Source organism: Undibacterium sp. TC9W (assembly GCF_049339865.1).
Classification (GTDB): Bacteria; Pseudomonadota; Gammaproteobacteria; order Burkholderiales; family Burkholderiaceae_D; genus Undibacterium.
Genome location: NZ_JBMPPJ010000001.1, coordinates 181,518 through 204,830, shown reverse-complemented (window position 1 = coordinate 204,830; position 23,313 = coordinate 181,518). Strand labels below are relative to the sequence as shown.

Below are 23,313 nucleotides of genomic sequence, written 5' to 3'. Positions count from 1 at the left end.
CCAGCATATGTTGGCAATATTGATGATTATCAAGAGGTAAATTCAATTATTCGGGGTTTTTCAAGCCTTTTCCAAGCAAAAATATCTCGGAAGACTTGTCTTTGCTGGCTTTTGGCTTCTTGTTGATCACTGTTTTGAATTCATCTTTAAATAGTGTGAAAATATTATTATAGCTAGGCCCGTGGAAGCATTTCACCAGCAAAGCACCACCTGGCTTCAGATGTGCCTTGGAAAAAGTAACTGCCAATTCGATAATATATTCGACACGGGCAGAATCTACGGTTGAGTTACCTGACAGATTTGGGGCCATATCCGATAAAACCAAGTCAACTTTGCGCCCCAACAATTTGGATTCCAATTGATCCAGCACTTCATCTTCGCGGAAATCGCCTTGTATGAACTGTACATCGGCAATAGGGTCCATAGGTAACAGGTCGAGGGCAAAAATTTCGCCCGTGATACCACCACCCTCTTTACCTGCGAGCTTATTCCTTACATACTGAGACCAGCTACCAGGTGTTGCACCCAAATCAACAATAATCTGTCCTGGTCGTATCAGTTTTTCTGATTCATCTATTTCTTTTAGCTTGTAAACGGCGCGCGCACGATAGCCTTCCTTTTGTGCAAGTTTCACATAAGGATCATTAATATGGTCGTGAACCCAATTTTGATTGAATTTATTCTTTGCCATTCGCGTAAAATACTGCTTTTAAAGGAATTACTATGTTAAAACTTACGCCCGCTGAAAGAAGCGAACTCCGCTCTGAAGCACATGCACTGAAACCTATCGTATTAATCGGCGAAGCTGGATTGACTCCTGCTGTGATCAAAGAAATTGATGCTGGCCTGAATGCCCATGGCCTGATCAAGGTACGCGTATTTGGCGATGATAGAGAAGCACGTATCGGTATGTACGATACCATCTGCGCCGAGCTGAATGCAGCCCCAGTACAACATATTGGAAAACTTTTGGTAGTTTACCGTCCAAAACTGGAAGGCACGAAAGAAACCAAACTGGTTAAAAAAGGTAAAGGTATGCGCGAAGTCACTATCGTCAAGCCTAGCCCAAGTGGAACCAAAAAACCGACTGTATCCAAAGTCATGGTTAAAGGCAATGAACGCGTTACCCAAGGTGGCAACATCAAACGCGCCAAACCACGTCAAAGCAGTGCAAAAAAATCATCTCTGGCCAACAGCTAAGACTGAATACTTCTGCTGAATACTTCTGATATCTGATCAGTACTCAACCCGGCCAAACCAGGCCGGGTAATATTTTTGCCAGAAAATACGTCCTTCCAGTCACTCTACATCGTTTTATAGCTATTCATATTCATTGACTGAATATGAATTTAAAGCGCCATATCAAACGTACAACACATCCAGCACTTCATATTCACGCACGCCTGCGGGTGCTTGCACGCCAACCACGTCACCAGCGTACTTGCCAATCAAGGCACGTGCGATAGGAGAAGTGATGGAGACTTTGCTCAATTTCAAGTCTGCCTCATCTTCGCCAACGATCTGGTAGCTGACTTTTTGTGAAGTTTCCAGGTCTTCCAGATGTACGGTCGAGCCAAATACGACACGGCCTTCTGCATCCAGTGTAGTTGGATCAATGATTTGCGCGGAACCCAGCTTGCCTTCCAGCTCAGCAATGCGGCCTTCGATAAATGCCTGGCGTTCTTTGGCGGCATCGTATTCTGCATTTTCAGACAAATCGCCTTGTGCGCGTGCTTCTGCAATCGCATTGATAACATCCGGGCGTTCTTTGGTCTTCAAAAGATGCAATTCTTTTTTAAGCAATTCTGCGCCGAACTTGGTGACAGGTACTGTACTCATATCATTCACACTCATAAAAGTAAAAATACAGAGGCCACGTCAGACACCAGCATTACCGATGCCTTTTGTGACCTCTGTATCGAAGTTCAAGCTTCCCTGGGCTTGCAATCAGTACTCAGGGACACTGTTATTTCTATCAGTTTAAGGTTTTATGCAGACCTTGTAAATCATAAACGTGCAATTCATTGAGATGACGCATGCCTTCTACCGCAGCCTCAGCACCAGCGATGGTAGTGAACGTTGTTGCACGGGCAATCAATGCAGAGGTACGGATAGCGCGAGAATCAGTAATGGCGTTACGCTTTTCTTCTACTGTATTGATGACCATGGCGATATCATTGTTCTTGATCATATCAACAACGTGTGGCCTGCCTTCGACAACCTTGTTCACGATAGAAACCGGGATGCCTTCGGCCGCAATCGCGGTTGCAGTACCACGCGTAGCAACGATGGAGAAACCCATCTCCACCAGATCACGTGCCACTTTGACGCCACGTGGTTTATCGCTGTTCTTGATACTCAGGAATACCTTGCCAGATGTTGGCAATTTCACGCCTGCGCCCAACTGCGATTTCACGAAAGCTTCACCAAAGGTTTTACCCACACCCATGACTTCACCGGTCGATTTCATCTCAGGGCCGAGGATGGTATCGACACCAGGGAATTTAACGAACGGGAATACCGCTTCCTTGACGCTGAAGTAAGGCGGCACGACCTCTGCACCTATGCCTTGTGAATCGAGAGACTGACCGACCATGCAACGGGCAGCAATCTTCGCCAATTGCAAGCCTGTGGCCTTGGACACATAAGGGACGGTACGTGATGCACGTGGGTTCACTTCCAGCACGAACACGACATCTTTGCCATCTTGCTGCTGAATCGCAAACTGCACGTTCATCAGGCCAACGACATTCAAACCTTTTGCCATCAGCGCAGTCTGGCGCTTGAGTTCAGCAATGGTTTCCTGCGACAAAGAATATGGTGGCAGAGAACATGCAGAGTCACCGGAGTGGACGCCAGCCTGTTCGATATGCTCCATGACGCCACCGATGAAGGTGCGCTCGCCATCAGACAGACAATCAACATCAACCTCAATCGCATCATTGAGGAAGCGGTCAAGCAAAACTGGCGAATCATGGGAGACCTTGACGGCTTCACGCATGTAACGCTCAAGATCACGTTGCTCATGCACGATTTCCATCGCGCGGCCACCCAGAACATAAGATGGACGTACCACCAGCGGATAACCAATCTCTTGTGCCAGTGCCAGCGCATCACTTTCAGTACGTGCAGTGCGGTTAGGCGGCTGACGCAAGCCCAGGTCTTGCAGCATTTTCTGGAAGCGTTCGCGATCTTCAGCAGCATCGATCATGTCTGGTGAAGTACCAACGATAGGCACGCCATTGGCTTCGAGATCCAGTGCCAGTTTCAAAGGTGTCTGACCACCGTATTGCACGATGACGCCAACTGGTTTTTCTTTATCGACGATTTCCAGTACATCTTCCAGCGTCAGCGGTTCAAAATACAGACGGTCGGATGTATCGTAGTCGGTAGAAACGGTTTCAGGATTACAATTGACCATGATGGTTTCATAACCATCTTCGCGCATCGCGAAAGCCGCATGTACGCAGCAATAATCAAACTCAATACCCTGGCCGATACGGTTAGGGCCACCGCCCAATACCATGATTTTTTTCTTGTCGGTCGGGTTCGATTCGCATTCTTCTTCGTACGTTGAATACATGTAAGCTGTATTCGTGGCGAATTCACCAGCGCAAGTATCCACGCGTTTATAGACCGGGCGCACATTCAAAGCTTTACGCTTTTCACGAATCGCTGTATCAGTCGTTTTCAGCAATTTTGCCAGACGACAATCAGAGAAACCTTTTTGCTTGAGTTGCAGCATCAGGGCTTTATCGACGCTGTCGAGCGACTGTTCATCCAGCCACAATTCGATATCGACGATGTCCTTGATCTGCACCAGGAACCACGGGTCGATATGCGTCAGTTGATGTACTTCTTCCAGCGTAAAACCTTGAGCGAAAGCATCGCCAACATACCAGATACGGTCCGGGCCAGGCTCACCCAGTTCTTTTTCCAGGGTCTCACGGTCCTGGGTTTTTTCATTCATGCCATCGACGCCGACTTCCAGGCCGCGCAGGGCTTTCTGGAAAGATTCCTGGAAGGTGCGGCCTATCGCCATCACTTCACCGACAGATTTCATCTGTGTCGTCAGGCGGTTATCTGCCTGCGGGAATTTTTCAAATGCGAAACGTGGAATCTTGGTGACGACGTAATCGATGGAAGGTTCGAAAGAAGCTGGCGTAGCACCACCCGTAATTTCATTACGCAATTCATCGAGCGTGAAACCAACCGCCAGCTTGGCAGCGATTTTCGCGATAGGGAAACCAGTTGCCTTGGATGCCAGCGCAGATGAACGCGATACACGCGGATTCATCTCAATGACGATCATGCGGCCATCGGCAGGGTTGATGGAAAACTGGACGTTGGAACCGCCTGTGTCCACACCAATTTCACGCAGCACTGCCAAAGAGGCATTACGCATGATCTGGTATTCTTTATCGGTCAGTGTCTGCGCCGGTGCAACCGTAATAGAGTCACCGGTATGCACGCCCATAGGGTCCAGATTTTCGATAGAGCAGACGATGATGCAGTTGTCCGCCTTATCGCGCACGACTTCCATCTCATATTCTTTCCAGCCTATCAGCGATTCTTCGATCAGCAATTCATTGGTAGGTGATGCCTCCAGACCGCGCTTGCAAATCGTCTCGAATTCTTCCGGGTTGTAGGCGATACCGCCACCTGTACCACCCATGGTGAAAGATGGACGAATGATGACAGGGAAGCCCACATCCTTTTGCACTACCCATGCTTCATCCATGGAATGGGCAACGCCGGAACGTGCAGAACCCAAACCAATCTTGGTCATGGCGTTCTTGAATTTCAGGCGGTCTTCAGCCTTGTCGATGGCTTCTGGTGAAGCACCGATCAGTTCGCAATTGTATTTGGTCAGCACACCATGACGATGCAGGTCCAATGCGCAATTCAGTGCAGTCTGGCCACCCATGGTAGGCAGAATCGCATCCGGCTTTTCTTTATCGATGATGCGCTCAACAACTTGCCAGGTGATAGGCTCGATGTAAGTCACATCTGCCATTTCCGGGTCAGTCATGATGGTTGCCGGATTGCTGTTGACCAGAATCACGCGGTAACCTTCTTCACGCAAAGCCTTGCAAGCCTGCGCGCCAGAATAATCGAATTCACAAGCCTGGCCAATGATGATGGGGCCAGCGCCGATAATCAAAATACTTTTTATGTCGTTACGTTTTGGCATTCTCTTATTCTCCTGTCTTTGCCTTGGCCATCATCGCGGTGAAGCGGTCAAACAGGTAGGCAATATCATGCGGACCTGGTGAGGCTTCAGGGTGACCCTGGAAGCAGAAAGCTGGTTTATCAGTACGCGCAAAACCTTGCAGCGAGCCATCAAACAAAGACACGTGGGTGACGCGGCAATTGGCTGGCAAAGTTGCAGCATCAACTGCGAAACCGTGGTTTTGGGAAGTGATCAATACCTGCTTGGTATCGAGATCCTGCACAGGATGGTTGGCGCCGTGGTGGCCAAATTTCATCTTGAGGGTTTTAGCACCGGATGCCAGCGCCATGATTTGATGACCGAGGCAGATACCAAAGGTAGGAATGCCCTTCTCTATCAATTCCTTCGCGGCAGCAATCGCGTAATCGCAAGGCTCAGGGTCGCCAGGACCATTCGACAAAAACACGCCATCCGGGTTCAGTGCCAGCACATCGGCAGCGCTGGATTGCGCAGGCAATACCGTAACCTTGCAACCACGCTCGGCCAGCATGCGCAGGATATTACGCTTGACGCCAAAGTCGAAAGCGACGACATGGAATTTCGGATTTTGCAACTGACCATAACCCTGGCCCAGCACCCATTCGGCCTCAGTCCATTCATAAGCCTGCTTGACGGATACGACCTTTGCCAGATCCATGCCAGACAGACCAGGGAAAGACTTGGCCAGTGCGATGGCTTTTTCAGCATCAGCACCTACCAGGATAGCACCGCCCTGCGCACCTTTTTCACGCAAAATACGTGTCAGCTTGCGGGTATCAATACCGGCAATAGCAACGATGTTTTGGGATTTGAGGTAATCAGAGAGGGTTTGTTCAGAGCGGAAATTCGATACCAGCAAAGGCAGGTCTTTAATAATCAAACCAGCTGCATGGATTTTGTCAGACTCTACGTCTTCGGCATTGACGCCAGTATTACCAATATGCGGATATGTCAGGGTAACTATTTGGGAACTATAACTGGGGTCAGTCAGAATTTCCTGATAACCAGTCATTGAGGTATTGAAGACAACTTCACCTATGGTTTGACCGGCAGCGCCAATCGAATATCCAGTGAAAATGCTTCCATCGGCGAGGGCAAGTATCGCGGTGTCCTGGCCGGAACGAAGAAGGGACTGCGGAATGGGCAGCAAGGGCAACTCCTGTATTGTTACCGCCGCTGCGACGCCCCAAGCTGTCGTTTCCCTGGCCGCGCAAGAATTGCCGCGTGACCTGGAAAGATGATGGAGCGATGTGAATTTGGGTAGGCGCTACGGCGAGATTTCGGATTAGTTAAACCCTCGAATTATAGCGCGAAACGGCCCATCAGGCAAATACGAAATGCCTGACAGGCCGTGAAATTGCTTGCAAACTCAATAGTGTACGAGCGTTCGCTAATTATTCAGCAATGAATTTCTGAAAACTATCTTGCGCGCAATCCCATAAAAAAGAATGTGTTATTCAATTTGAATATTTTGAATCACAGCTGAATCGTATTTGAATCGTATTTGAATTAAAGGCCCAGCGCAGCAATGCCCGCTTTGGCGATTTGCGCGTCTTCTGCCGATTTAACACCAGAAACACCGACCGCACCAACGCATTGACCATCAACAATAATTGGCACACCGCCCTCGAGCATACCTTCCAGAGGCGCACTCAGGAAAGAATAACGACCATTATTGATAATATCTTCATAGATTTTTGATTCACGCTTGCCCAGCGCAGCAGTAGTCGCTTTTGCAGGGGCAATTTGCGCAGAAATTGGGGCAACACCATCCAGACGCTGCAACCACATCAAATGGCCGCCGTCATCCACAATAGCGATCACGACAGGCCAGTTATTGGCTTTGGCTTCTGCCTCGGCAGCAGCAGCAATTTTTTTGACATCATCCAATGTCATCACAGGTTTTGTTTGCATAAATACCTCTCCATTAAAGTCAGCGGATTGTACGCCAAGCAATTGCGCTTAGGTATACAAACAGTTTTTACCAATTTAGCGGGCTCGATTAACAAGTTCTAACAAGTTTGACTATTGAGTCTGATCAGGCAACTCATTCGCCCCACTCATTTGATCTACTCATTCAGCCCGCTCAACCACACCCGGAAATTAAAATTTACACAAACCCATGCCTACGCTCACCTGCATTGTCTTTATTTCAATTGAATGGCTGAAACTTATTGTTACTCAGAAAGGTATCCCAAATAGTTTACATTTTTTCAGAGTTCGCTTACAGTTGAGCCGTTTTTCCAACCAGGTGCAAAGATGCTAATAACCGTTTCCAGACTTTCAAGGAAAGCCAAGTTAGTGCTTATCTCGACTATGCTGCTTGCCGCAGCGGCCAACCCAGCCTGGAGTGCAGACAATCCCTTCCCCGAATCATCGACCGCTTACACCAAACTGCAGGAAATCAAGCAACGCGCATCTGACCTGACAGTCAAGGCCATGGATTTGATGGGCATACGTTACAAGCGCGGTGGCAATTCCCCGGAAAATGGTCTCGATTGCAGTGGTTTTGTCAGGTATGTATTCAAGGATGTGGTCGCTGCCAATTTGCCGCGCACCTCAGCAGAAATCAGTAAAGTAGGCGAACACGTAGAGCAAAAAGACTTGCAACCCGGCGATCTGGTTTTTTATAACACGCTTAAACGCGGCTTTTCTCATGTGGGCATTTATCTGGGTGACAACAAATTCATCCATTCCCCTTCAGCAGGTGGCCAGGTCAGAGTAGAAAGCATGGACATCGCTTACTGGAAAAAACGCTTCAATGGTGCCCGTCGCATCAACGATGATGACGCGAAATAAGCTGTAAATAAATTATTTAGCTCAAAGACAACCTAAACCCGCACTTACCGCACACTTCCCCACCCTCAAAAAAACAAAGGCAGAGCAATAATGCCCTGCCTTAGATTACTAGCCATCAGTAAGATCAGCGCTCCTGCATTGCTTTAATTTTTTGCTTAATCTCCGGCATCATCGCCATTGCAGCTTTCTCACCTGCCAGGATAGCCAGATTGCGGCCATTAAAATCGTTACCCTTCATACCCGGCAATTCCGGACGTATCACTATCTCAGCTTGCTTCAATTCAAACTGATTGATGCTCTGCCCCATGATGGCTACGGTTTGCAGTAACACATCGAGGGTCGCATTGGAAACCAGCGGCTCAGGCGGGGAAGAAATATTCACTGCAATTACCAGGTCAGCCCCCATTTCGCGGGCAAAACGCACTGGCACCGGTGATACCAGACCACCATCGACGTACAGGCGATCATTGATTTTCACCGGTTGAAACACACCAGGCACAGCCGATGAAGCACGCACTGCGGCACCAGTATTACCGCGCTGGAAAAGCACCGCATGGCCAGTTGCCAGGTCGGTCGCCACAGCACCAAATGGCTTACGCAGTTTTTCTATCGGAGCCTGCACCACCAGACGATTCACATAGGCTTGCAGGGCATCCCCCTTCAATACACCACTGGACTTGGAAAACAAAGGCAGGGACCAGTCAGAGATGGTCACTTCATCCATATCCAAAGCCATTTTTTGCAGGGCAAAGCCATTATTCCCAGCAGCATACATGGCCCCGACCACGCTGCCAGCACTGGTGCCGACCACAACGTCAGGATTAATGCCTTGCGATTCCAGCGCCTTGATGACGCCTATATGGGCAAACCCACGTGCAGCACCACCGCCAAGCGCCAGGCCTATGCGTATGGGCTTGAGTGTCTTGGCTACAGGAATGGCGGGGGTCACGGCAGGTGTCGCCTGTTGTGGTGAAGTATTGCAGGCAGACAAGCCAAATGCCAGCATGACTGGCAAGGCGAGACGGGCAAGAACAGAGTTTTTACCAGCAGCCAAAGCTGATGGACGGAAAAATATACGCGACATGTGATTTCTAGGTTCCAACAGTAAATAAGGTGCAAGTTCCGGCGAGCGGGTTTTTTTTGCGGGTGCGTGATTATATTTCTAAAAGAGCCATAGCACCGGGCATGCCGAAAAAAACTGCTGAATCAAGCACCTCACTCTCCACATGCCAACGATTTAGTTAATCACTCAACAAATCCAACATCACATAATCATGATACACAGCATTTGCATATCCATATGTCATGCCATAGAAATAATTAGTATTGATAATCCAGCACTTGTCGCTTAATTACCGACCCAATTATCCGGAAAGTCCCGCAGCTTGCGGAGACGCAATTCGTTAAACATTTGATGTTTGAAGCTACTCTTGAAAGATTTTATGAAAAAAATTTCCTGGTTACCGCCACTCACTCCTATCGCGGCACTGGTAGCTATTGCCCTGGCAGGCTGCGGCAGCAGCAATCCTGCCACCACAACCAATGTGACTCCTGTTGTCGATCCCAACAGCATCCCTGAGGGAACCATCGTCAAACTGGCCTTGCTGGAAACCACGGATATTCATCAAAACATACTCAGCTACGATTACTACGGCCTGAAAGCCGACACCAGCCTGGGTCTGGAAAGAACGGCAACGCTGATCAATGAAGCGCGCGCAGAAAACCCCAATAACATTTTGCTCGACGACGGCGATGTCATACAAGGAACTTTGCTCGGCGATTACCAGGCGCTGGCTGCCCCCGTCACCTGCAGCGGCACACTGGCCATCTATAAGGTCATGAATGCCTTGAAATATGATGGTGCCGGCTTGGGTAATCATGAGTTCAATTATGGCCTGGGCTTTTTGAGCCAGATCACCAATACCGATTTTGGTTTGCCTGATGTCAGCAAAGCTGGCACTTGTGGCGCCCCCAACTTCCCACTGGTTTTATCGAATGTTGTCGGTGCCACCAGCCAGAAACCTATCTTCAATCCCACATCCATCATCAACAAACAATTTACTGCTACCAAGCCAGATGGCAGCAGCATGAATGTCAAACTCAATGTTGGCATCATGGGTTTTGTGCCACCACAAATCATGGACTGGGATCAAAAATCCCTTGCTGGTAAAGTCGTCGTCAATGGCGTACAAGAATCTGCCAACAAATATGTACCTGAGCTGCGTGCAAAAGGCGCAGACCTGGTCGTTGCCCTGTCCCACGGCGGTCTGGATGCGTCGCCATATAGTCCAAAAATGGAAAACGGTAGCCTGCACCTGAGCACAACCGGCATTGATGCGCTGATGCTGGGTCACGCCCACTTGATTTTCCCGGCACCAAAAGAGACTGGCGCACCTGCCATAGATGCTTCGCTGGCTGCCCTGCCCTCTGCGATTGTCGATACAAAAAAAGGTTTGGTGAATGGCGTGCCAGCCGTCATGGCGCAAAGCTGGGGCCGTCGTCTGGGCATCATACAAATGACACTCAAATACCAGAGTGGCAAATGGGTAGTGCAAAAAGACCTGACCAATGTAGAAGCGCGCGGCTTCAAATATAAAGATGGCACCAATATCGTTGATGCAGATGCTTCCATCGCCTCCCTGGTTGATACTGAACACAAAGCCACCATCAACTACGCAACACAAGCACTGGGCACGACCACAGACTTTGAAATGTCCGCCTACTTTTCTCTGGTCGGCGATGTTTCTGCCATACAAATCGTCAATCAGGCGCAAATCGATTACGTAAAAAACTTCATCGCCACTTCAAATGATGCGACGATAGCCAGCTACAAATCCATCCCCGTCATTTCATGCAGCGCGCCATTCAAGGCAGGCCGCAACGGACCAACAGACTTTACGGACGTTGCACCAGGCGCCAGCCCAGCATCACCATTTGGTTTGCAAGTACGCAACCCAGGTGATCTTTACCTGTATGGCAATAACAATCTGCAAGCCGTTAAAATCAAGGGCTCTGACTTGAAGAACTGGCTGGAAACTGCGGCAAAACAATTCGGCCAGATCGACCCTGCCCTGACGACAGAGCAAGACCTGGTACCGTCTTATTCAACCATCTATAACTATGATGTGTTTTATGCAGACAATAATGCACTGATCTACCAGATAGATGTTACCCAGCCAGCAGGCAAGCGCATTGTCAACTTGACGTATGCTGGCAAGGCCATAGGCGACAATGATGACTTTATCGTTGCGACGAATGACTACCGTGCAGGTGGCGGCGGTAATTTCCCTGGTATTGATGGCAGCAAGACCATTATCAAATCGCCAGACGCCAATCAGGCTGTGGTGAGCAATTTCGTCAAAAAACAAGGCAAGATCACCAGCGCCGCCAATGGCACAGGCCAAAGCTGGAGTTTTGTCAAAGTAACGACCAAGGGACCGGTGATTTTGCGCTCTGCGCCAGGCAAGATTTCGGTTGCACAAGCCCTGGGCCTGAGCCGCGTCAAATCTGAGGGTGCCCTGGATGCCAGCGGCTTTGCCAAATATGCGATAGATTTAAGCAAGTAAACACGCTGAAATTTGGCAAAAAGTTTAGCAAAAAATAAGCACGCACTTCAAACTGAAGTGCGTGCCTACCCATGATAACGATATGCTCCACAAATTAAGAATCAGTGCAAGCCTGGCATTGATATGCAGTCTATGTGCCTGCGCACCAGTACCAACTACGGCAGAAATTGAATCTGCCGGCATACAGGCTTTGCACGCACAACTGCCCTCCGCCATCGCTGCTCTGCAAAAATGGGCAAATGCTGGCAATGCAGTAGCCCAGCGCGAACTGGGTCTGGCATATGCAATACATCCTGAGCAACAAGCCCAGGCTTTGCTGTGGCTGGAACGCGCCGCAAAAAATCAGCATGGTGACGCTGAAGCACAGTTTCAACTGGCAGAAGCCAATTACAAAGGCCGCCTGGGATTGACAAAAAATGAGTCGCAAGCCTGGAAATGGTATGAGCTTGCAGCCAATAATGCTTATGGCAAGGCCAGCTTCATGCTGGCACGCATGGCCAAATATGGCCAGGGCATACCGCAAGATCTCGCCTTATCTGTCAAATGGCTGAAAAAAGGGAGTGAGCAAGGCAATGCACAGGCCATGTTCTTGCTATCGAACGCCTATGCAGCCGGTGAAGGCGTCAAGCAGGATCAGCCATTGGCCAGAAAATGGCTGGAAGAATCTGCGGAGCTTGAATACCCCGTCGCCATCCAGGCCCTGGCCATGGAACTGGAAAGCGGCAGCAAGCATGTGGAAAAAGATCCGTTAAAAGCCAGGCACCTGATCAAGGAAGCCTCGGATGAACGCCTCATGCGCTGGAACAGATATCAATAAAAAAACGTCGCCAGCATGGACACAACTGCAAGCGCCATCATGCCAGTGGCCAGCCAGCCTAATATCTTCAGCCTGCGGGTAATCACAAATTTACCCATGATGTCGCTTCTTGCCGCCATCAACATCATGACTACCATAATGGGGACGGAAATCACACCGTTGATGACGGCACTCCAGTACAAGGCCTTGATAGGGTCAATCGCAGTGAAACCCAAGCCGATGCCAATGACAGTCGACAAGGCAATGATGGCGTAAAACTGCCAGGCTTGCGTGGCTGTATTTTCCAGGCTGTTTTTCCACTTGAAAGCACCTGCCATCGCATAGGCAGACGAACCAGCCAACACAGGTATTGCCAGCAAACCCGTACCGATGATGCCCGCGCTAAACAACATGAAGGCGAAGTCACCAACAATGGGCCGCAAGGCCAAAGCGGCCTGCGCAGACGTCTGGATATCGGTGACACCATGCAAATTCAGGGTAACAGCTGTCGTCAGAATAATGAAGAACGCCACCAGGTTGGAAAATGCCATCCCTATATAAGTATCGAGCTTGATGCGCTTCAGATTGGCTGCTGCCTGTTCAGGTGCGTGGATCAATGGGCGCGCCTGAGGATCAGCGCGCATTTCCTCTACTTCTTGTGAGGCTTGCCAGAAAAACAGATAGGGGCTGATAGTAGTGCCAAACAAGGCGACTACCGTTGTGATGTATTCTTTTTTCAGCGATAACTGCGGCATGATGGCACTGATAGCAACATCTGCCCAAGGCGTATGCACGACAAAGACAGTGGCAACATACGCCAGCAAAGCCATTGTCAGCCACTTTAAAAACCGCACATAACGCTGATAAGAAATAAACACCTGCAGCAGCAAAGACAATACGCCAAAGCCTATGGCATACAGGTGCGCTTTGCCGCCTATGAGCAACTTCAATGCCTCACCCATGGCAGAAATATCGGCAGCAATATTGATAGTATTGGCAACAAGCAAAAGGCCGACCACGGCATACAATAACCATGTAGGGTAATGACGGCGAATATTGGTGGCAAGCCCATGTCCACTGACCCTGCCTATGAGGGCACTGACTACCTGTATCCCTACCATCAAGGGATAGGTAAACAAGACCGTCCACAACATATTAAAGCCGAATTGCGCACCCGCCTGCGAATAAGTGGCGATACCGCTAGGGTCATCGTCAGCTGCACCAGTGATCAGGCCAGGTCCCAGTTTTTGCAACAAGGAAGATTCTTTGGAATTTATTGACGCATCTGAAGTCAGTTTATTCATATTCCAATACTGGTCTTTTCAAATGAGAGTGATGAAGCTTTGCCTTACGATCTTCGGTGGGTCACATCCATACCCACACCCCGGTATCCGGCGAAACGGCTAGCCGAGTCGAAGAAGGGTTCGCCACTGACCTGCAGGTATTGTATCGTGCCATCCTGTTTGCGGCGCCGATAAATAAAATCCAGGAATGGGCGACGATTCGCGATATTGTCTTCAAGCTGTTCGCGCTCATCCACGTCCCAGCCCTCCATGCCAATACTGGGCGCGTTGCCCAGCAAGTCTTCTGCCTGTATGCCCAGCATTTCAAATACCGGCCCGGATACACTGGTGAAATTGCCAAACTGATCTTGCTCCCAATACCAGTCAGATGAGAGTTGGGTAAAACTTTTAAAGCGTGCTTCGCTGGCGCGTAACTCCGCAGTTCGCTCCAGCACAGTTTGCTCCAGCCGCTTATTGTAATTATCCAGTTGCTGATACAACAAGCGCACTTCCAGCATATTGTGTATGCGCGTTTGCACTTCCTGCAGGTCAAAAGGCTTGCTGACAAAATCCTTGGCGCCTGCCTTCAGGGCACGCAGCTTATGTCCTGGCTGGGCAGTAATCACCAGTACCGGTAAATAGGCATCTGCGGCGATATTTTTTAATTCTTCCATGACTTCAAAACCATCCATGCCGGGCATCTGCAAGTCCAGCAATATCAGGTCATAGTTGTGTTCTATATGCAGGGCGCAAACAGTACGCGCATCCATGGTCGTGGTGATATTGGTGTAGCCTATGTTACGCAGCATTTGCTCCAGTAACATCACATTAGCCTTTTGATCATCGACGATCAGGATGCTGGCCTTGAGAATTTCGACTGCTTCAAGCATTTCATTCTTTCAAAATCGTTCGTGCTGTAATACCAGGTTTCATTAAATTTTTAGTTCAGCTCAACTTCGTTTCTTTTGCGACTAGACTCAAGTTCGACCTTCTTGCCACTCAGGCCATGCTCTTTAGCGTGATGCAATGCCAGATCAAGCGCATCCATAAATTCGTTCACCTTGATAGGCTTGGTAAGATATCTGAAAAATCCTGCATCCAAACCTTTTTCTATATCACGAGGCATGGCATTGGCGGACAACGCCATGACAGGTATATGCGCTGTCAATGGATCATTAGCCAAAATTTTGAGCGCACCAAAACCGCTGAGGCCAGGTAAATTAATATCCATCAAAATCACATCTGGTTTGCATGACTGAGCTGTGGCTATCCCAAGATGCGCATCTACAGCAGTCAAAAGCCTGAGATCGCTACGACGGGCAATCAATTGCTCAACCAGTGCCAGGTTGGCTGGATTATCTTCCACATACAAAAGACTACGTTTGGGCAATGCGCCTTCAGATGGTTGAGCAATCAACTGAACATTTGGAATATCTGCCAATCCGTCCTCGTGCAAAGCTGGTGCCGAGGCCAAGGAAAGATCTACCCAAAATACACTGCCGACACCAACATTGCTTTCAACACCAATTACTCCCCCCATGAGTTCGACCAACTGCTTGGTCACCACCAAACCGATACCAGTACCCTCTTCATTACCGGCGTCCTGCCCGAGGCGATTAAAAGGCTGAAATAATTGCCCAACCTGTTCAGGTGACAAGCCCTTGCCTACGTCCCTGACACTGATACGGATACGGCTCTCGGCACGAACAACATATTCGACAGTTACTGATCCTTCTTGCTGGTTATACTTAATCGCATTAGACAGCAAATTTACCATTACTTGCTTAAGCCTGGTGCGGTCAGCGAACACATACAACGGTATATCCATGGCAGGAAAAATCATCTTTATACCGCGAGTCTGCGCTTGCGGTTCTATCATCGCCTGACAATCCAATAAAACATCGGAAAGCAAGATGGATTCTTTTGAAATACTCACCTTGCCTGACTCTATCATTGCCAGATCAAGAATTTCATTGATCAATCGCAGCAAATACCAACCGGCTTGCAATATCTGGTCTATCGATAATTTTTGATTTTCCGATGGTGGCGGCGTATCTGATGCCATCAATTGCGCAAAACCCAGCACGGCATTCAATGGCGTACGCAGCTCATGACTCATGCTGGATAAGAATTCTGACTTGGCCAGATTCGCTTTTTCAGCAATCGCCTTGGCCAATTCCAGCTCTATATTATTATTCTGCAGTCTTTGCTCGAATAATTTATATTCAGTAACATCACGGGCTGATGCAAATACACCCTGCAACCTGCGCTCACGGTCATAAATAGTGCTGGCATTGTAGGAAACTTCCGTTTCCTTGCCGTCTTTTGCTATGGCGGTCAGTTCAAAATTACTTACTTTGCCAGTTTGAAGCGCCCGCTTCATCGCCAGTTCTGCTGCTGCCGGTTCGGTAAAATAATTTTTAAATGGCGCACCGATCAATTCATCACGAGTGCATCCTGTGATCTCTTCCATCTGGTGATTGACGTCACTGATGATGCCATTCAAGTCCGTGGTAATGAGAGCGTCGATGTTTGCTTCAATTAACGATCTCGTATAAAACTGTTGGTCACGTAAGCGCTGACCCAGCAAAGCCTGCTCGGCTTCTACTTGCTTGCGTGCAGTATTATCTGTACCTATCAAAAGACAGCCTATGACTACTCCATGCGCATCCCGTAACACAGCAACCGAAACGATAGCCTGCAAACGGCTACCGTCCCGACGGATATAGGTTAGCTCATAAATGTCTTCCAGATTACGCATAGCCTTGAAGATCAAGGCATCAAAACCCGGGGCAACAGGAGTATTGAATTCTGCACTCAGCGCAGCCGCTTTCGCGGCGAGCTCTTCAGAATCAGAAATATCAGCAGGGCTGATCAGGTTGACGACATCGGCAGCGTCATAGCCCAGCATACGTTCAGCACCGACATTAAAAATCTGTATCAAACCCTGTGCATCGGTCGCAATAATGGAAAAATTCGGGCTATTAAAAATTGCATCCTGCAATGCCCCCATCTTAAGCAGTACTTCACGTACTTTGACCGAGGTTTGCTCTCCAGCCAACCGTCCTAAATTGGCACGTCGTATCTGCAACGCCCACAATAATAAGAACACCAGTAAGAAGCCGACTGTGCCAACGACCAATTTGATGCGAAATGCTGCATTCAATTTGCGGTCTTCAAGCAAAACCTGCTCATCCAAAATCGCATCAGCGAGAATATTTTGTATTTTTGCTGAAGCGAGCAAGCCAGTATTAAACAAAACCCGAGTCCCCGGAAAGCCGAGTGCCTCAAATTGTTTCTGGCTTTCTTGCATGTGGGACGCTCTCTCATCAACTGCCTTTTGCAATTGCTGAATACGCGTCAGTTGCTGGGCGTTATCCAGTGTCAATGCACGTAAATGCTGGATGGCAACCTGCATGTCATTGAGCCTTTGATTCCGCTGACTGAGGAAACTTTCTTCCCTGGTCAAAAAATAGGCTTTTTGTCCATTTTCCGCTTCTGACAGTTTGACACCCAATTCACTAAGGTCGTCAATTACTTTGCGGGTATGGTCTATAGACTTTAATGCGTCAAACGGCACTGCAATATTCCATGCTATGCCGCCTATCATCAACAACGCGAGCAAGGCAATACCAAAGCCTATCAAGGTGAGACGCTCTACTGAGATTGCCTTCATGTATTTTTTCTTATTCACAGCAACCCTTCAATAAATTTTGAAATTCAAGCCAACATTTGCCAACTTACACTGCTTTACAAGCTGCCCTGAATGCTTCCATGGATATAACCGGTTTTCCTCACAACGGCGACTGGCGCAACAGATAGGTCTTTACCCTGTCTCTGCGGAGCATCAGACAAGAGTCGGGCAAATTCTTTTTTTACTACGCCATAACACTCACAGACATGATCTTCCAGTCCGAGTCTGTCAATGACGGTTATATGTCCGCGGCGATAACTGATAAAACCATAGTTTTGTAATTTACCTGCTGCTTCAGTAACGCCCTCACGCCGCACACCCAGCATATTGGCAATAAGCTCTTGCGTGATGGTAAGGTCGTTACCTGACATACGATCCAGCGTTAACAACAGCCAGCGGCATAATTGCTGTTCGACAGAGTGGTGACGATTACATACTGCAGTCTGCGACATTTGTGTAAGCAGTGCCTGGGTATAGCGCAGCAATAAGCGCAGCAAAGGACCGGCACGATTAAACTCTTCCATCAAAATATGGGCTTTCAAGCGATAGCCGAGCCCGCCAGTCTGCACTATCGCACGACTAGGCGTAGTATCGCCACCCATGAACAATGAAACGCCTACCAATCCCTCATTACCAACACCGGCAATTTCTGAAGATCCACCGTTTTCTAACAAATAATGGAGAGAAACGATCGCCGTAACAGGGAAATAGACATACTGCAACTTACCACCCGACTCGTACAGTACGTCACCAAGCAACATTGACACCAGCTCCAAATGAGGAGCAAGCCGATCAAATTCTGTATCCAGCAATGCCCCAAGCAAATGATTCTGGTTCGGGTCTATCGGACTGTTCATATCAAATTCCCGGATAATGTAGAATAAAAAGCTAAGCGCAAAGCCTCCCCAGAAAAATCTGCGCAGCGCGCTCCCACTTTCACCCTATAGAATTGCTCACCAATCTGTCTGTTCGATTTCGCACATATAGAAAAAAGGACGAAAAAAAACTCAGCAGCTTTCTGCATGCTCAGCTTATTTAACTTGCGCAAGAATTCAACTCCAACTTTTGAAAATCAGGCCGGAGTATGACATGTATTAGACGGCAATTACGTGCGCTAGCGTACATAAAATAATCAATATAAATTACGTCATGCAGAGATCATTTTGTTCAAATATCTAATTGTTGGAATAAGAACGCAATTTGGCGCATCCATATCCAATCAAGGATTTAATTTTCTTTTTTTTCCTGACCAACTTGCCACGAAACAGGACGGGCCGGCATTGAGCGTCGGTCTGATTGCCCCAAAATATGCAAGGGATCGCCGTGTGGTATGTCTGCCAGCAGGCGATCAAATTCAAGTTTCACGACCGCATAGCATTCGCACACTACTTTTTCCAACCCAGGGCGATCTACTACATCAATGCGTCCACGGCTGTACCGTATCAGACCTAGTCTTTGTATATTGCCAGCGGCTGCAGTGACGCCCTCGCGCCGTACGCCCAGCATATTGGCAATCAACTCCTGGGTCATGGAAACAGAATCCGAAGGCAAGCGGTCCAAACTCAATAATAGCCAGCGGCACAATTGCTGCTCTATGGTGTGATGGCGATTGCAGACAGCGGTCTGCGTCATTTGCGTAATCAGCGCCTGGGTATAACGCAGCAAGAGGCGCAAAAAGGGGCCAGCGCGATTAAACTCCTCCTTCAAAAATTGTGCTCGCAGGCGATAACCATGACCTGCACATTGCACCACAGCGCGGCTGGGCGTGGTTTCACCTCCCATGAACAGTGAAATACCAAGTATGCCCTCATGGCCGACGATGGCTATTTCAGCGGAGGCACCGCCTTCCAGCACATACAACAAGGAAACAATGGAGGTAGTTGGGAAATAGACGTAATTCAAGGTACCACCAGCCTCATACAAGGCCTGCCCGAGTGGCATTTCCACCAATTCGAGGTGCTGGGCAATGCGATCAAACTCTGCTTGCGGCAAAGAGGCGAGCAAGTGATTTTGCAGAGGGTTATGCGGAATGGTCATGGGTGGGGCTCTGAACTGCCAACTCGATGGAGCGGCTTGGATTGTATAGACTGGATTATCTATACACAGAGTAGCAGGTATGAGGCTGGTGTATGTGCGCCATCGCGCATATAAGTTCGATTAATAGCAACTTATTGTTCAAACAAGAGAATAGTCTCCCTTTTGCAGACTATATGGCTGCCCTCAACAAGTAGATTACATCACACGTAGACTAAATCAAGTTTATTGAAAGGGAATGGAAGTGAGGAGTCGTGTAAATTCTTTTTGCACGACGAAATAACATTCGCAAACCACTTTTTCCAAGCCTGGCCTGTTCAGTACGATAATCTCACCGCGGCTATAGCAAATCAAACCTGCGCGCTGCAAATTGCCTGCGGCCTCTGTCACTCGTTCACGACGCACACCCAGTACATTGGCAATTCTTTGCTGGGTGATATTCACCGACTCTGAAGATAGCCTGTCCAGACTCAACAACAGCCAGCGGCATAATTGCTGCTCTACCGTGTGATGCAGATTGCAAATGGCCGTCTGCGTCATTTGAGTAATCAAAGCCTGCGTATAGCGCAACAGCACTCTCAACAAAGGGCCGGCGCGGTCAAACTCTTGTTTTAGCAATTGCCCCTTGAGGCGATAAGCAAAACCAGCGCTTTGCACTACCGCCCGGTTTGGCGTGGTATCTCCCCCCATAAAGAGAGATATGCCGACCACACCCTCATGGCCAACAGCAGCAATCTCGGCTGAGACGCCGTCCTCTAATACATACAGCAATGAAACAATGGCAGAGGTAGGAAAATACACAAACTGTTGACGCACACCAGACTCATATAAGACATCACCAACCGCCATAGAAATGAGTTCAAGTCCGGCAGACAGTGACGCAAACTCCGCAGCAGGCAAGGCCGCGAGCAGATGGTTTTGCATAGGACTGGGAGATGTGTGCATTAATGTTTTTGGCCTTAAAATTCCATCAGAGCTTTTGTCACATAGACAAAGCAGGATAGCGGAGCGCAAGCCTATCACGTCATGTAAAAATTCTGTGCGCGCTTGCGCACACATGCCGTCTGGAATAAGTGATTTAGCGAAATATTAGCTAAATCATCGCCACAAGCGCCAATGCATCAAAATATGCCTGGAAGATTGTAGATGTTGGCGACAAGGAAAACCGGACGTAGATCCGGAGACATTGCATCTTATGGCAAGCAGAAATCTGCCCGTATTAACTGAAGAATTAACGGCGGGGCGATAATGAAGATATAAGAAAGCACAAATATTCAATACGCAGCGCCAAAACAAAAAGCCCGGCATTTAACCGGGCTTTTTGAAGCTAAGTGTGATTGACTTAGCGAAATTCTGGGGTGACCGATGGGGTTCGAACCCACGACAACAGGAATCACAATCCTGGACTCTACCAACTGAGCTACGGCCACCACTGTATCGCGCACTAATATTGCAGTGCAAGAGAGCTACGCATTATACGAGGAATTTGGCTTGCTGGCAATAGCATTCTCGGCAAACAGACTTACATGCCTGCTACTTCCGCTCTGCCAGGCTGGGTGCGTAGAAAATTTGTCAGAATTTACCTCCGCCGCCACTACCCTCGCGCTGGCGCCCCATACCGCCTTTGCGCTGCGGGGCCTCGCCGCTATCCGGGCGCTTGGCCTTGGGCGCGTCTGCGGTGGCGCGCATGGAAGCATTGATAAACAATTGCAGGGTCTGACGCTGCTTGTCATCCAGCGCATCGTTCAGGGTCAGTACCAACTCGCGCATTTGCTTGTTTTCTTGCAATGTAGTTTGCTCTTCCTGCTCTATCTGCGGGTTCAGCTCACGCAATTCGATATTGCTTTGCTCCAGCCGCAACTCCATCTCGGATTGCAGGCGATTACGACGGACATCGCGCTGATGCTGCATGGACGTCAGCTTGCTTTCCGTCTGCTGCCATAGCAATTGCTGATTGGCATTCAAGTTCAGTTCCTTCTTCATTTCCCCCGCTTTGGCGAGTAAACTATCCAGACGCACTTCCATGACTGGCGTTGCATTTGCGAAGGAGGCAAACAGGGTGAAACAAGCGAATAAAGCTATTTTGCGTAAGTTGATAGTATGCATATCATTCCTGCCAATAAAAGTAGCGGGCATAAAAAAGCCCACGCAAATAAATGCGTAGGCGAAATCTCACTGAGGTAGTGAGTTGAAGGAGCGTGCAATGAAACATAATCAATATATTCCGACAAGAACCCAACTCCACCATGTATTACAAATTCTTACGAATACTCGGGTTTCATTTACAAATTAGCTCATGTATCAGCCTTGAATTTTGACTCTCAAACATATTCAATCATGATCATGCAGCAGAGGCTTGTACTTCTTGCCCGCGGTCGAAGGTAGTCACATTTTTCATGGCCAATGCAGCCTCCAGCAGCAACTCTGGCTGACCAGATGCGAGTCTTTTACTGTCTGACAGTATCTGGCGAAAAACACGCGCACCGACCAGACCCATCATCAACCCCAGCATGTGCCGGATCACCGTATTCAGGCGCAGGCCTTTGCCGCCATTGCCATACAATTCCAGTTGTCGATAGATGTAGGGAATCATGTGCTGCAGAATTTCTTCCCTGCTTTTCACCGGCGTAGCATCGCCATAATAACGCTCATCAAAACTCGCCATGAAGTAAGGGTTATGATAAGCCTCGCGCCCTATCATGACGCCATCGACATGCTGCAGATGCAAATCCATGTCTTGCAGGGTTTTGATGCCACCGTTGAGAATGATTTCCAGATCAGGAAATTCTTTTTTCAGGCGATACGCATAGTCATATTTAAGCGGCGGGATTTCACGGTTTTCTCTTGGCGAGAGACCTTTGAGTATCGCATTGCGCGCATGCACGATAAAGGTCTTGCAACCGGCATCAGCAACTGTGCCCACAAAGTCACGCATGAACTCATACGAATCGACTTCATTGATGCCTATACGATGCTTGACCGTGACATCAATCGAGACCACGTCTTTCATTGCCTTGACACTGTCAGCGACCAGTTGCGGCTCTGCCATCAGGCAGGCACCAAATGCGCCTTTTTGTACACGCTCAGACGGGCAACCGCAATTAAGGTTGATTTCATCATAGCCCCACTGCTCACCGAGCTTGGCAGCATGCGCCAGATCAGCCAGTTCACTACCACCCAGTTGCAGTGCAACCGGATGTTCACCAGGATTAAACTCAAGATGACGTTGCACGTCACCATGCAAGAGTGAGCCTGTGGTCACCATCTCGGTGTAAAGCCAGGAGTTGCGGGTGATATGGCGGTGAAACTGGCGGCAATGTCTGTCAGTCCAATCGAGCATCGGGGCTACAGAGACGCGGCGCGGGGGTAGTACTTTTGTATTCACAATAAAACAAGACGGCAATTTACGATACAGTATTGTACCTTGTCATTGGGAAATCGCCTTTGAAAGGCGCATTTACTGGCAAAGCAACGACAACAGGAAACACAATCCTGGACTCTACAAATGCCCTTCACAACTCACAATTAACCCTTGATCACAGGCTTATGCTGCGTGCCTTCGCCTCGTGTCATGAACAACATACGACTTTCTGCAAACACTTTAGCCGTATGCCAGCGCCCCTTGGGCACCAATACTGCCTCACCTGCTTTCATGTAAATATGCTCAACGGCACCTTCCAGCTCGATGAGGAAATCAGCGCGGCCAGATAGCAAATACACGAATTCATCTGCCCCTGGATGCATTTCCCAGCTGGGCCAGTCTGATTCGCATGTGAATTCACTGATCAGCCAGTGTTTGCCGTAAGCCTCGATTTCTGCTTCGGGCAAACTCCAGAATGCGGGGCATTGCTCCAGCACAGTCGCCATGCCGTCAGCCGCCAGCGCCACATAGGTTTTTTGAGCTTCTATTTTCATGCCTGATCTCCCTG

Annotated in this window: 19 protein-coding genes and 1 tRNA gene; 4 read left to right on the top strand and 16 right to left on the bottom strand. The window is 48.7% G+C overall.

The features are described 5' to 3' along the window. Positions 1-46 precede the first annotated feature (46 nt). The gene (locus ACO0LN_RS00970) at positions 47-691 is read right to left on the bottom strand and encodes an RlmE family RNA methyltransferase (protein ID WP_422950955.1); all 645 of its coding nucleotides are present in this window, start codon (positions 689-691) and stop codon (positions 47-49) included. 32 nt (positions 692-723) lie between these two features. Between ACO0LN_RS00970 and ACO0LN_RS00965 the strand changes: the two genes are divergently transcribed. Next, positions 724-1,200, top strand: coding sequence for a YhbY family RNA-binding protein (locus tag ACO0LN_RS00965; RefSeq protein ID WP_110253841.1), 477 nt, complete (start codon positions 724-726; stop codon positions 1,198-1,200). 162 nt (positions 1,201-1,362) lie between these two features. Here the strand turns inward: ACO0LN_RS00965 and greA are convergent, their stop codons facing one another. The 4 genes from greA to ACO0LN_RS00945 form a co-directional block, all read right to left on the bottom strand. Continuing rightward, entirely contained in the window at positions 1,363-1,839 is a 477-nt protein-coding gene (greA, locus tag ACO0LN_RS00960; protein ID WP_110254249.1) for a transcription elongation factor GreA, read from the bottom strand. 136 nt (positions 1,840-1,975) lie between these two features. Further along, on the bottom strand, positions 1,976-5,194 hold the full coding sequence (carB, locus tag ACO0LN_RS00955; RefSeq protein ID WP_422970535.1) for a carbamoyl-phosphate synthase large subunit: 3,219 nt from the start codon (positions 5,192-5,194) through the stop codon (positions 1,976-1,978). Positions 5,195-5,198: 4 nt separating this feature from the next. After that, positions 5,199-6,353, bottom strand: coding sequence for a glutamine-hydrolyzing carbamoyl-phosphate synthase small subunit (gene carA, locus ACO0LN_RS00950; RefSeq protein ID WP_422970769.1), 1,155 nt, complete (start codon positions 6,351-6,353; stop codon positions 5,199-5,201). Positions 6,354-6,721: 368 nt separating this feature from the next. After that, positions 6,722-7,126 carry a GlcG/HbpS family heme-binding protein gene (locus ACO0LN_RS00945; protein ID WP_422970534.1) on the bottom strand — a complete coding sequence of 135 codons (405 nt, stop codon included), beginning with the start codon at positions 7,124-7,126 and terminating at the stop codon, positions 6,722-6,724. A gap of 402 nt (positions 7,127-7,528) precedes the next feature. Here ACO0LN_RS00945 and ACO0LN_RS00940 point away from each other — a divergent pair, with 402 nt between their 5' ends. After that, on the top strand, positions 7,529-8,011 hold the full coding sequence (locus tag ACO0LN_RS00940; protein WP_422970768.1) for a C40 family peptidase: 483 nt from the start codon (positions 7,529-7,531) through the stop codon (positions 8,009-8,011). A gap of 124 nt (positions 8,012-8,135) precedes the next feature. Here the strand turns inward: ACO0LN_RS00940 and ACO0LN_RS00935 are convergent, their stop codons facing one another. Next, positions 8,136-9,095, bottom strand: a complete 960-nt coding sequence (locus ACO0LN_RS00935; protein ID WP_422970533.1) for a patatin-like phospholipase family protein — start codon at positions 9,093-9,095, stop codon at positions 8,136-8,138. Positions 9,096-9,453: 358 nt separating this feature from the next. Between ACO0LN_RS00935 and ACO0LN_RS00930 the strand changes: the two genes are divergently transcribed. Further along, entirely contained in the window at positions 9,454-11,577 is a 2,124-nt protein-coding gene (locus ACO0LN_RS00930; protein WP_422970532.1) for a bifunctional 2',3'-cyclic-nucleotide 2'-phosphodiesterase/3'-nucleotidase, read from the top strand. Positions 11,578-11,659: 82 nt separating this feature from the next. Continuing rightward, positions 11,660-12,394, top strand: a complete 735-nt coding sequence (locus tag ACO0LN_RS00925; protein ID WP_422970531.1) for a tetratricopeptide repeat protein — start codon at positions 11,660-11,662, stop codon at positions 12,392-12,394. Here the strand turns inward: ACO0LN_RS00925 and ACO0LN_RS00920 are convergent. From ACO0LN_RS00920 to ACO0LN_RS00875, 10 genes are all read right to left on the bottom strand, one after another. Then, on the bottom strand, positions 12,388-13,677 hold the full coding sequence (locus ACO0LN_RS00920; RefSeq protein ID WP_422970530.1) for an NRAMP family divalent metal transporter: 1,290 nt from the start codon (positions 13,675-13,677) through the stop codon (positions 12,388-12,390). The genes ACO0LN_RS00925 and ACO0LN_RS00920 overlap by 7 nt on opposite strands. A 44-nt stretch (positions 13,678-13,721) precedes the next feature. Further along, positions 13,722-14,546, bottom strand: a complete 825-nt coding sequence (locus ACO0LN_RS00915; RefSeq protein ID WP_422970529.1) for a response regulator — start codon at positions 14,544-14,546, stop codon at positions 13,722-13,724. A gap of 50 nt (positions 14,547-14,596) precedes the next feature. Further along, a complete protein-coding gene (locus ACO0LN_RS00910) occupies positions 14,597-17,332 on the bottom strand; it encodes a PAS domain S-box protein (RefSeq protein ID WP_422970528.1) in 2,736 nt (911 codons plus the stop codon). Positions 17,333-17,406: 74 nt separating this feature from the next. Continuing rightward, on the bottom strand, positions 17,407-18,207 hold the full coding sequence (locus ACO0LN_RS00905; RefSeq protein ID WP_422970527.1) for a Crp/Fnr family transcriptional regulator: 801 nt from the start codon (positions 18,205-18,207) through the stop codon (positions 17,407-17,409). Positions 18,208-18,577: 370 nt separating this feature from the next. Then, positions 18,578-19,387 carry a Crp/Fnr family transcriptional regulator gene (locus ACO0LN_RS00900; RefSeq protein WP_422970526.1) on the bottom strand — a complete coding sequence of 270 codons (810 nt, stop codon included), beginning with the start codon at positions 19,385-19,387 and terminating at the stop codon, positions 18,578-18,580. A 222-nt stretch (positions 19,388-19,609) separates the two neighbouring features. Beyond that, entirely contained in the window at positions 19,610-20,329 is a 720-nt protein-coding gene (locus ACO0LN_RS00895; protein WP_422970525.1) for a Crp/Fnr family transcriptional regulator, read from the bottom strand. Positions 20,330-20,738: 409 nt separating this feature from the next. Further along, positions 20,739-20,814: transfer RNA gene (locus tag ACO0LN_RS00890), tRNA-His, on the bottom strand. 142 nt (positions 20,815-20,956) lie between these two features. Beyond that, positions 20,957-21,490 carry a hypothetical protein gene (locus ACO0LN_RS00885; RefSeq protein WP_422970524.1) on the bottom strand — a complete coding sequence of 178 codons (534 nt, stop codon included), beginning with the start codon at positions 21,488-21,490 and terminating at the stop codon, positions 20,957-20,959. 235 nt (positions 21,491-21,725) lie between these two features. Beyond that, entirely contained in the window at positions 21,726-22,769 is a 1,044-nt protein-coding gene (gene dusA, locus ACO0LN_RS00880; RefSeq protein ID WP_422970523.1) for a tRNA dihydrouridine(20/20a) synthase DusA, read from the bottom strand. A 140-nt stretch (positions 22,770-22,909) separates the two neighbouring features. Then, positions 22,910-23,299: a cupin domain-containing protein gene (locus tag ACO0LN_RS00875; protein WP_422970522.1), complete on the bottom strand. Its 390-nt coding sequence runs from the start codon at positions 23,297-23,299 to the stop codon at positions 22,910-22,912. Positions 23,300-23,313 lie beyond the last annotated feature (14 nt).

Excerpts from the sequence above, each read along its gene's own strand:
- ACO0LN_RS00970 (WP_422950955.1), bottom strand. The coding sequence starts at position 691 with ATGGCAAAGAATAAATTCAATCAAAATTGGGTTCACGACCATATTAAT.
- ACO0LN_RS00965 (WP_110253841.1), top strand. The coding sequence starts at position 724 with ATGTTAAAACTTACGCCCGCTGAAAGAAGCGAACTCCGCTCTGAAGCA.
- greA (WP_110254249.1), bottom strand. The coding sequence starts at position 1,839 with ATGAGTACAGTACCTGTCACCAAGTTCGGCGCAGAATTGCTTAAAAAA.
- carB (WP_422970535.1), bottom strand. The coding sequence starts at position 5,194 with ATGCCAAAACGTAACGACATAAAAAGTATTTTGATTATCGGCGCTGGC.
- ACO0LN_RS00945 (WP_422970534.1), bottom strand. The coding sequence starts at position 7,126 with ATGCAAACAAAACCTGTGATGACATTGGATGATGTCAAAAAAATTGCT.
- ACO0LN_RS00940 (WP_422970768.1), top strand. The coding sequence starts at position 7,529 with ATGCTGCTTGCCGCAGCGGCCAACCCAGCCTGGAGTGCAGACAATCCC.
- ACO0LN_RS00935 (WP_422970533.1), bottom strand. The coding sequence starts at position 9,095 with ATGTCGCGTATATTTTTCCGTCCATCAGCTTTGGCTGCTGGTAAAAAC.
- ACO0LN_RS00930 (WP_422970532.1), top strand. The coding sequence starts at position 9,454 with ATGAAAAAAATTTCCTGGTTACCGCCACTCACTCCTATCGCGGCACTG.
- ACO0LN_RS00925 (WP_422970531.1), top strand. The coding sequence starts at position 11,660 with ATGCTCCACAAATTAAGAATCAGTGCAAGCCTGGCATTGATATGCAGT.
- ACO0LN_RS00920 (WP_422970530.1), bottom strand. The coding sequence starts at position 13,677 with ATGAATAAACTGACTTCAGATGCGTCAATAAATTCCAAAGAATCTTCC.
- ACO0LN_RS00915 (WP_422970529.1), bottom strand. The coding sequence starts at position 14,546 with ATGCTTGAAGCAGTCGAAATTCTCAAGGCCAGCATCCTGATCGTCGAT.
- ACO0LN_RS00910 (WP_422970528.1), bottom strand. The coding sequence starts at position 17,332 with ATGAAGGCAATCTCAGTAGAGCGTCTCACCTTGATAGGCTTTGGTATT.
- ACO0LN_RS00905 (WP_422970527.1), bottom strand. The coding sequence starts at position 18,207 with ATGAACAGTCCGATAGACCCGAACCAGAATCATTTGCTTGGGGCATTG.
- ACO0LN_RS00900 (WP_422970526.1), bottom strand. The coding sequence starts at position 19,387 with ATGACCATTCCGCATAACCCTCTGCAAAATCACTTGCTCGCCTCTTTG.
- ACO0LN_RS00895 (WP_422970525.1), bottom strand. The coding sequence starts at position 20,329 with ATGCACACATCTCCCAGTCCTATGCAAAACCATCTGCTCGCGGCCTTG.
- ACO0LN_RS00885 (WP_422970524.1), bottom strand. The coding sequence starts at position 21,490 with ATGCATACTATCAACTTACGCAAAATAGCTTTATTCGCTTGTTTCACC.
- ACO0LN_RS00875 (WP_422970522.1), bottom strand. The coding sequence starts at position 23,299 with ATGAAAATAGAAGCTCAAAAAACCTATGTGGCGCTGGCGGCTGACGGC.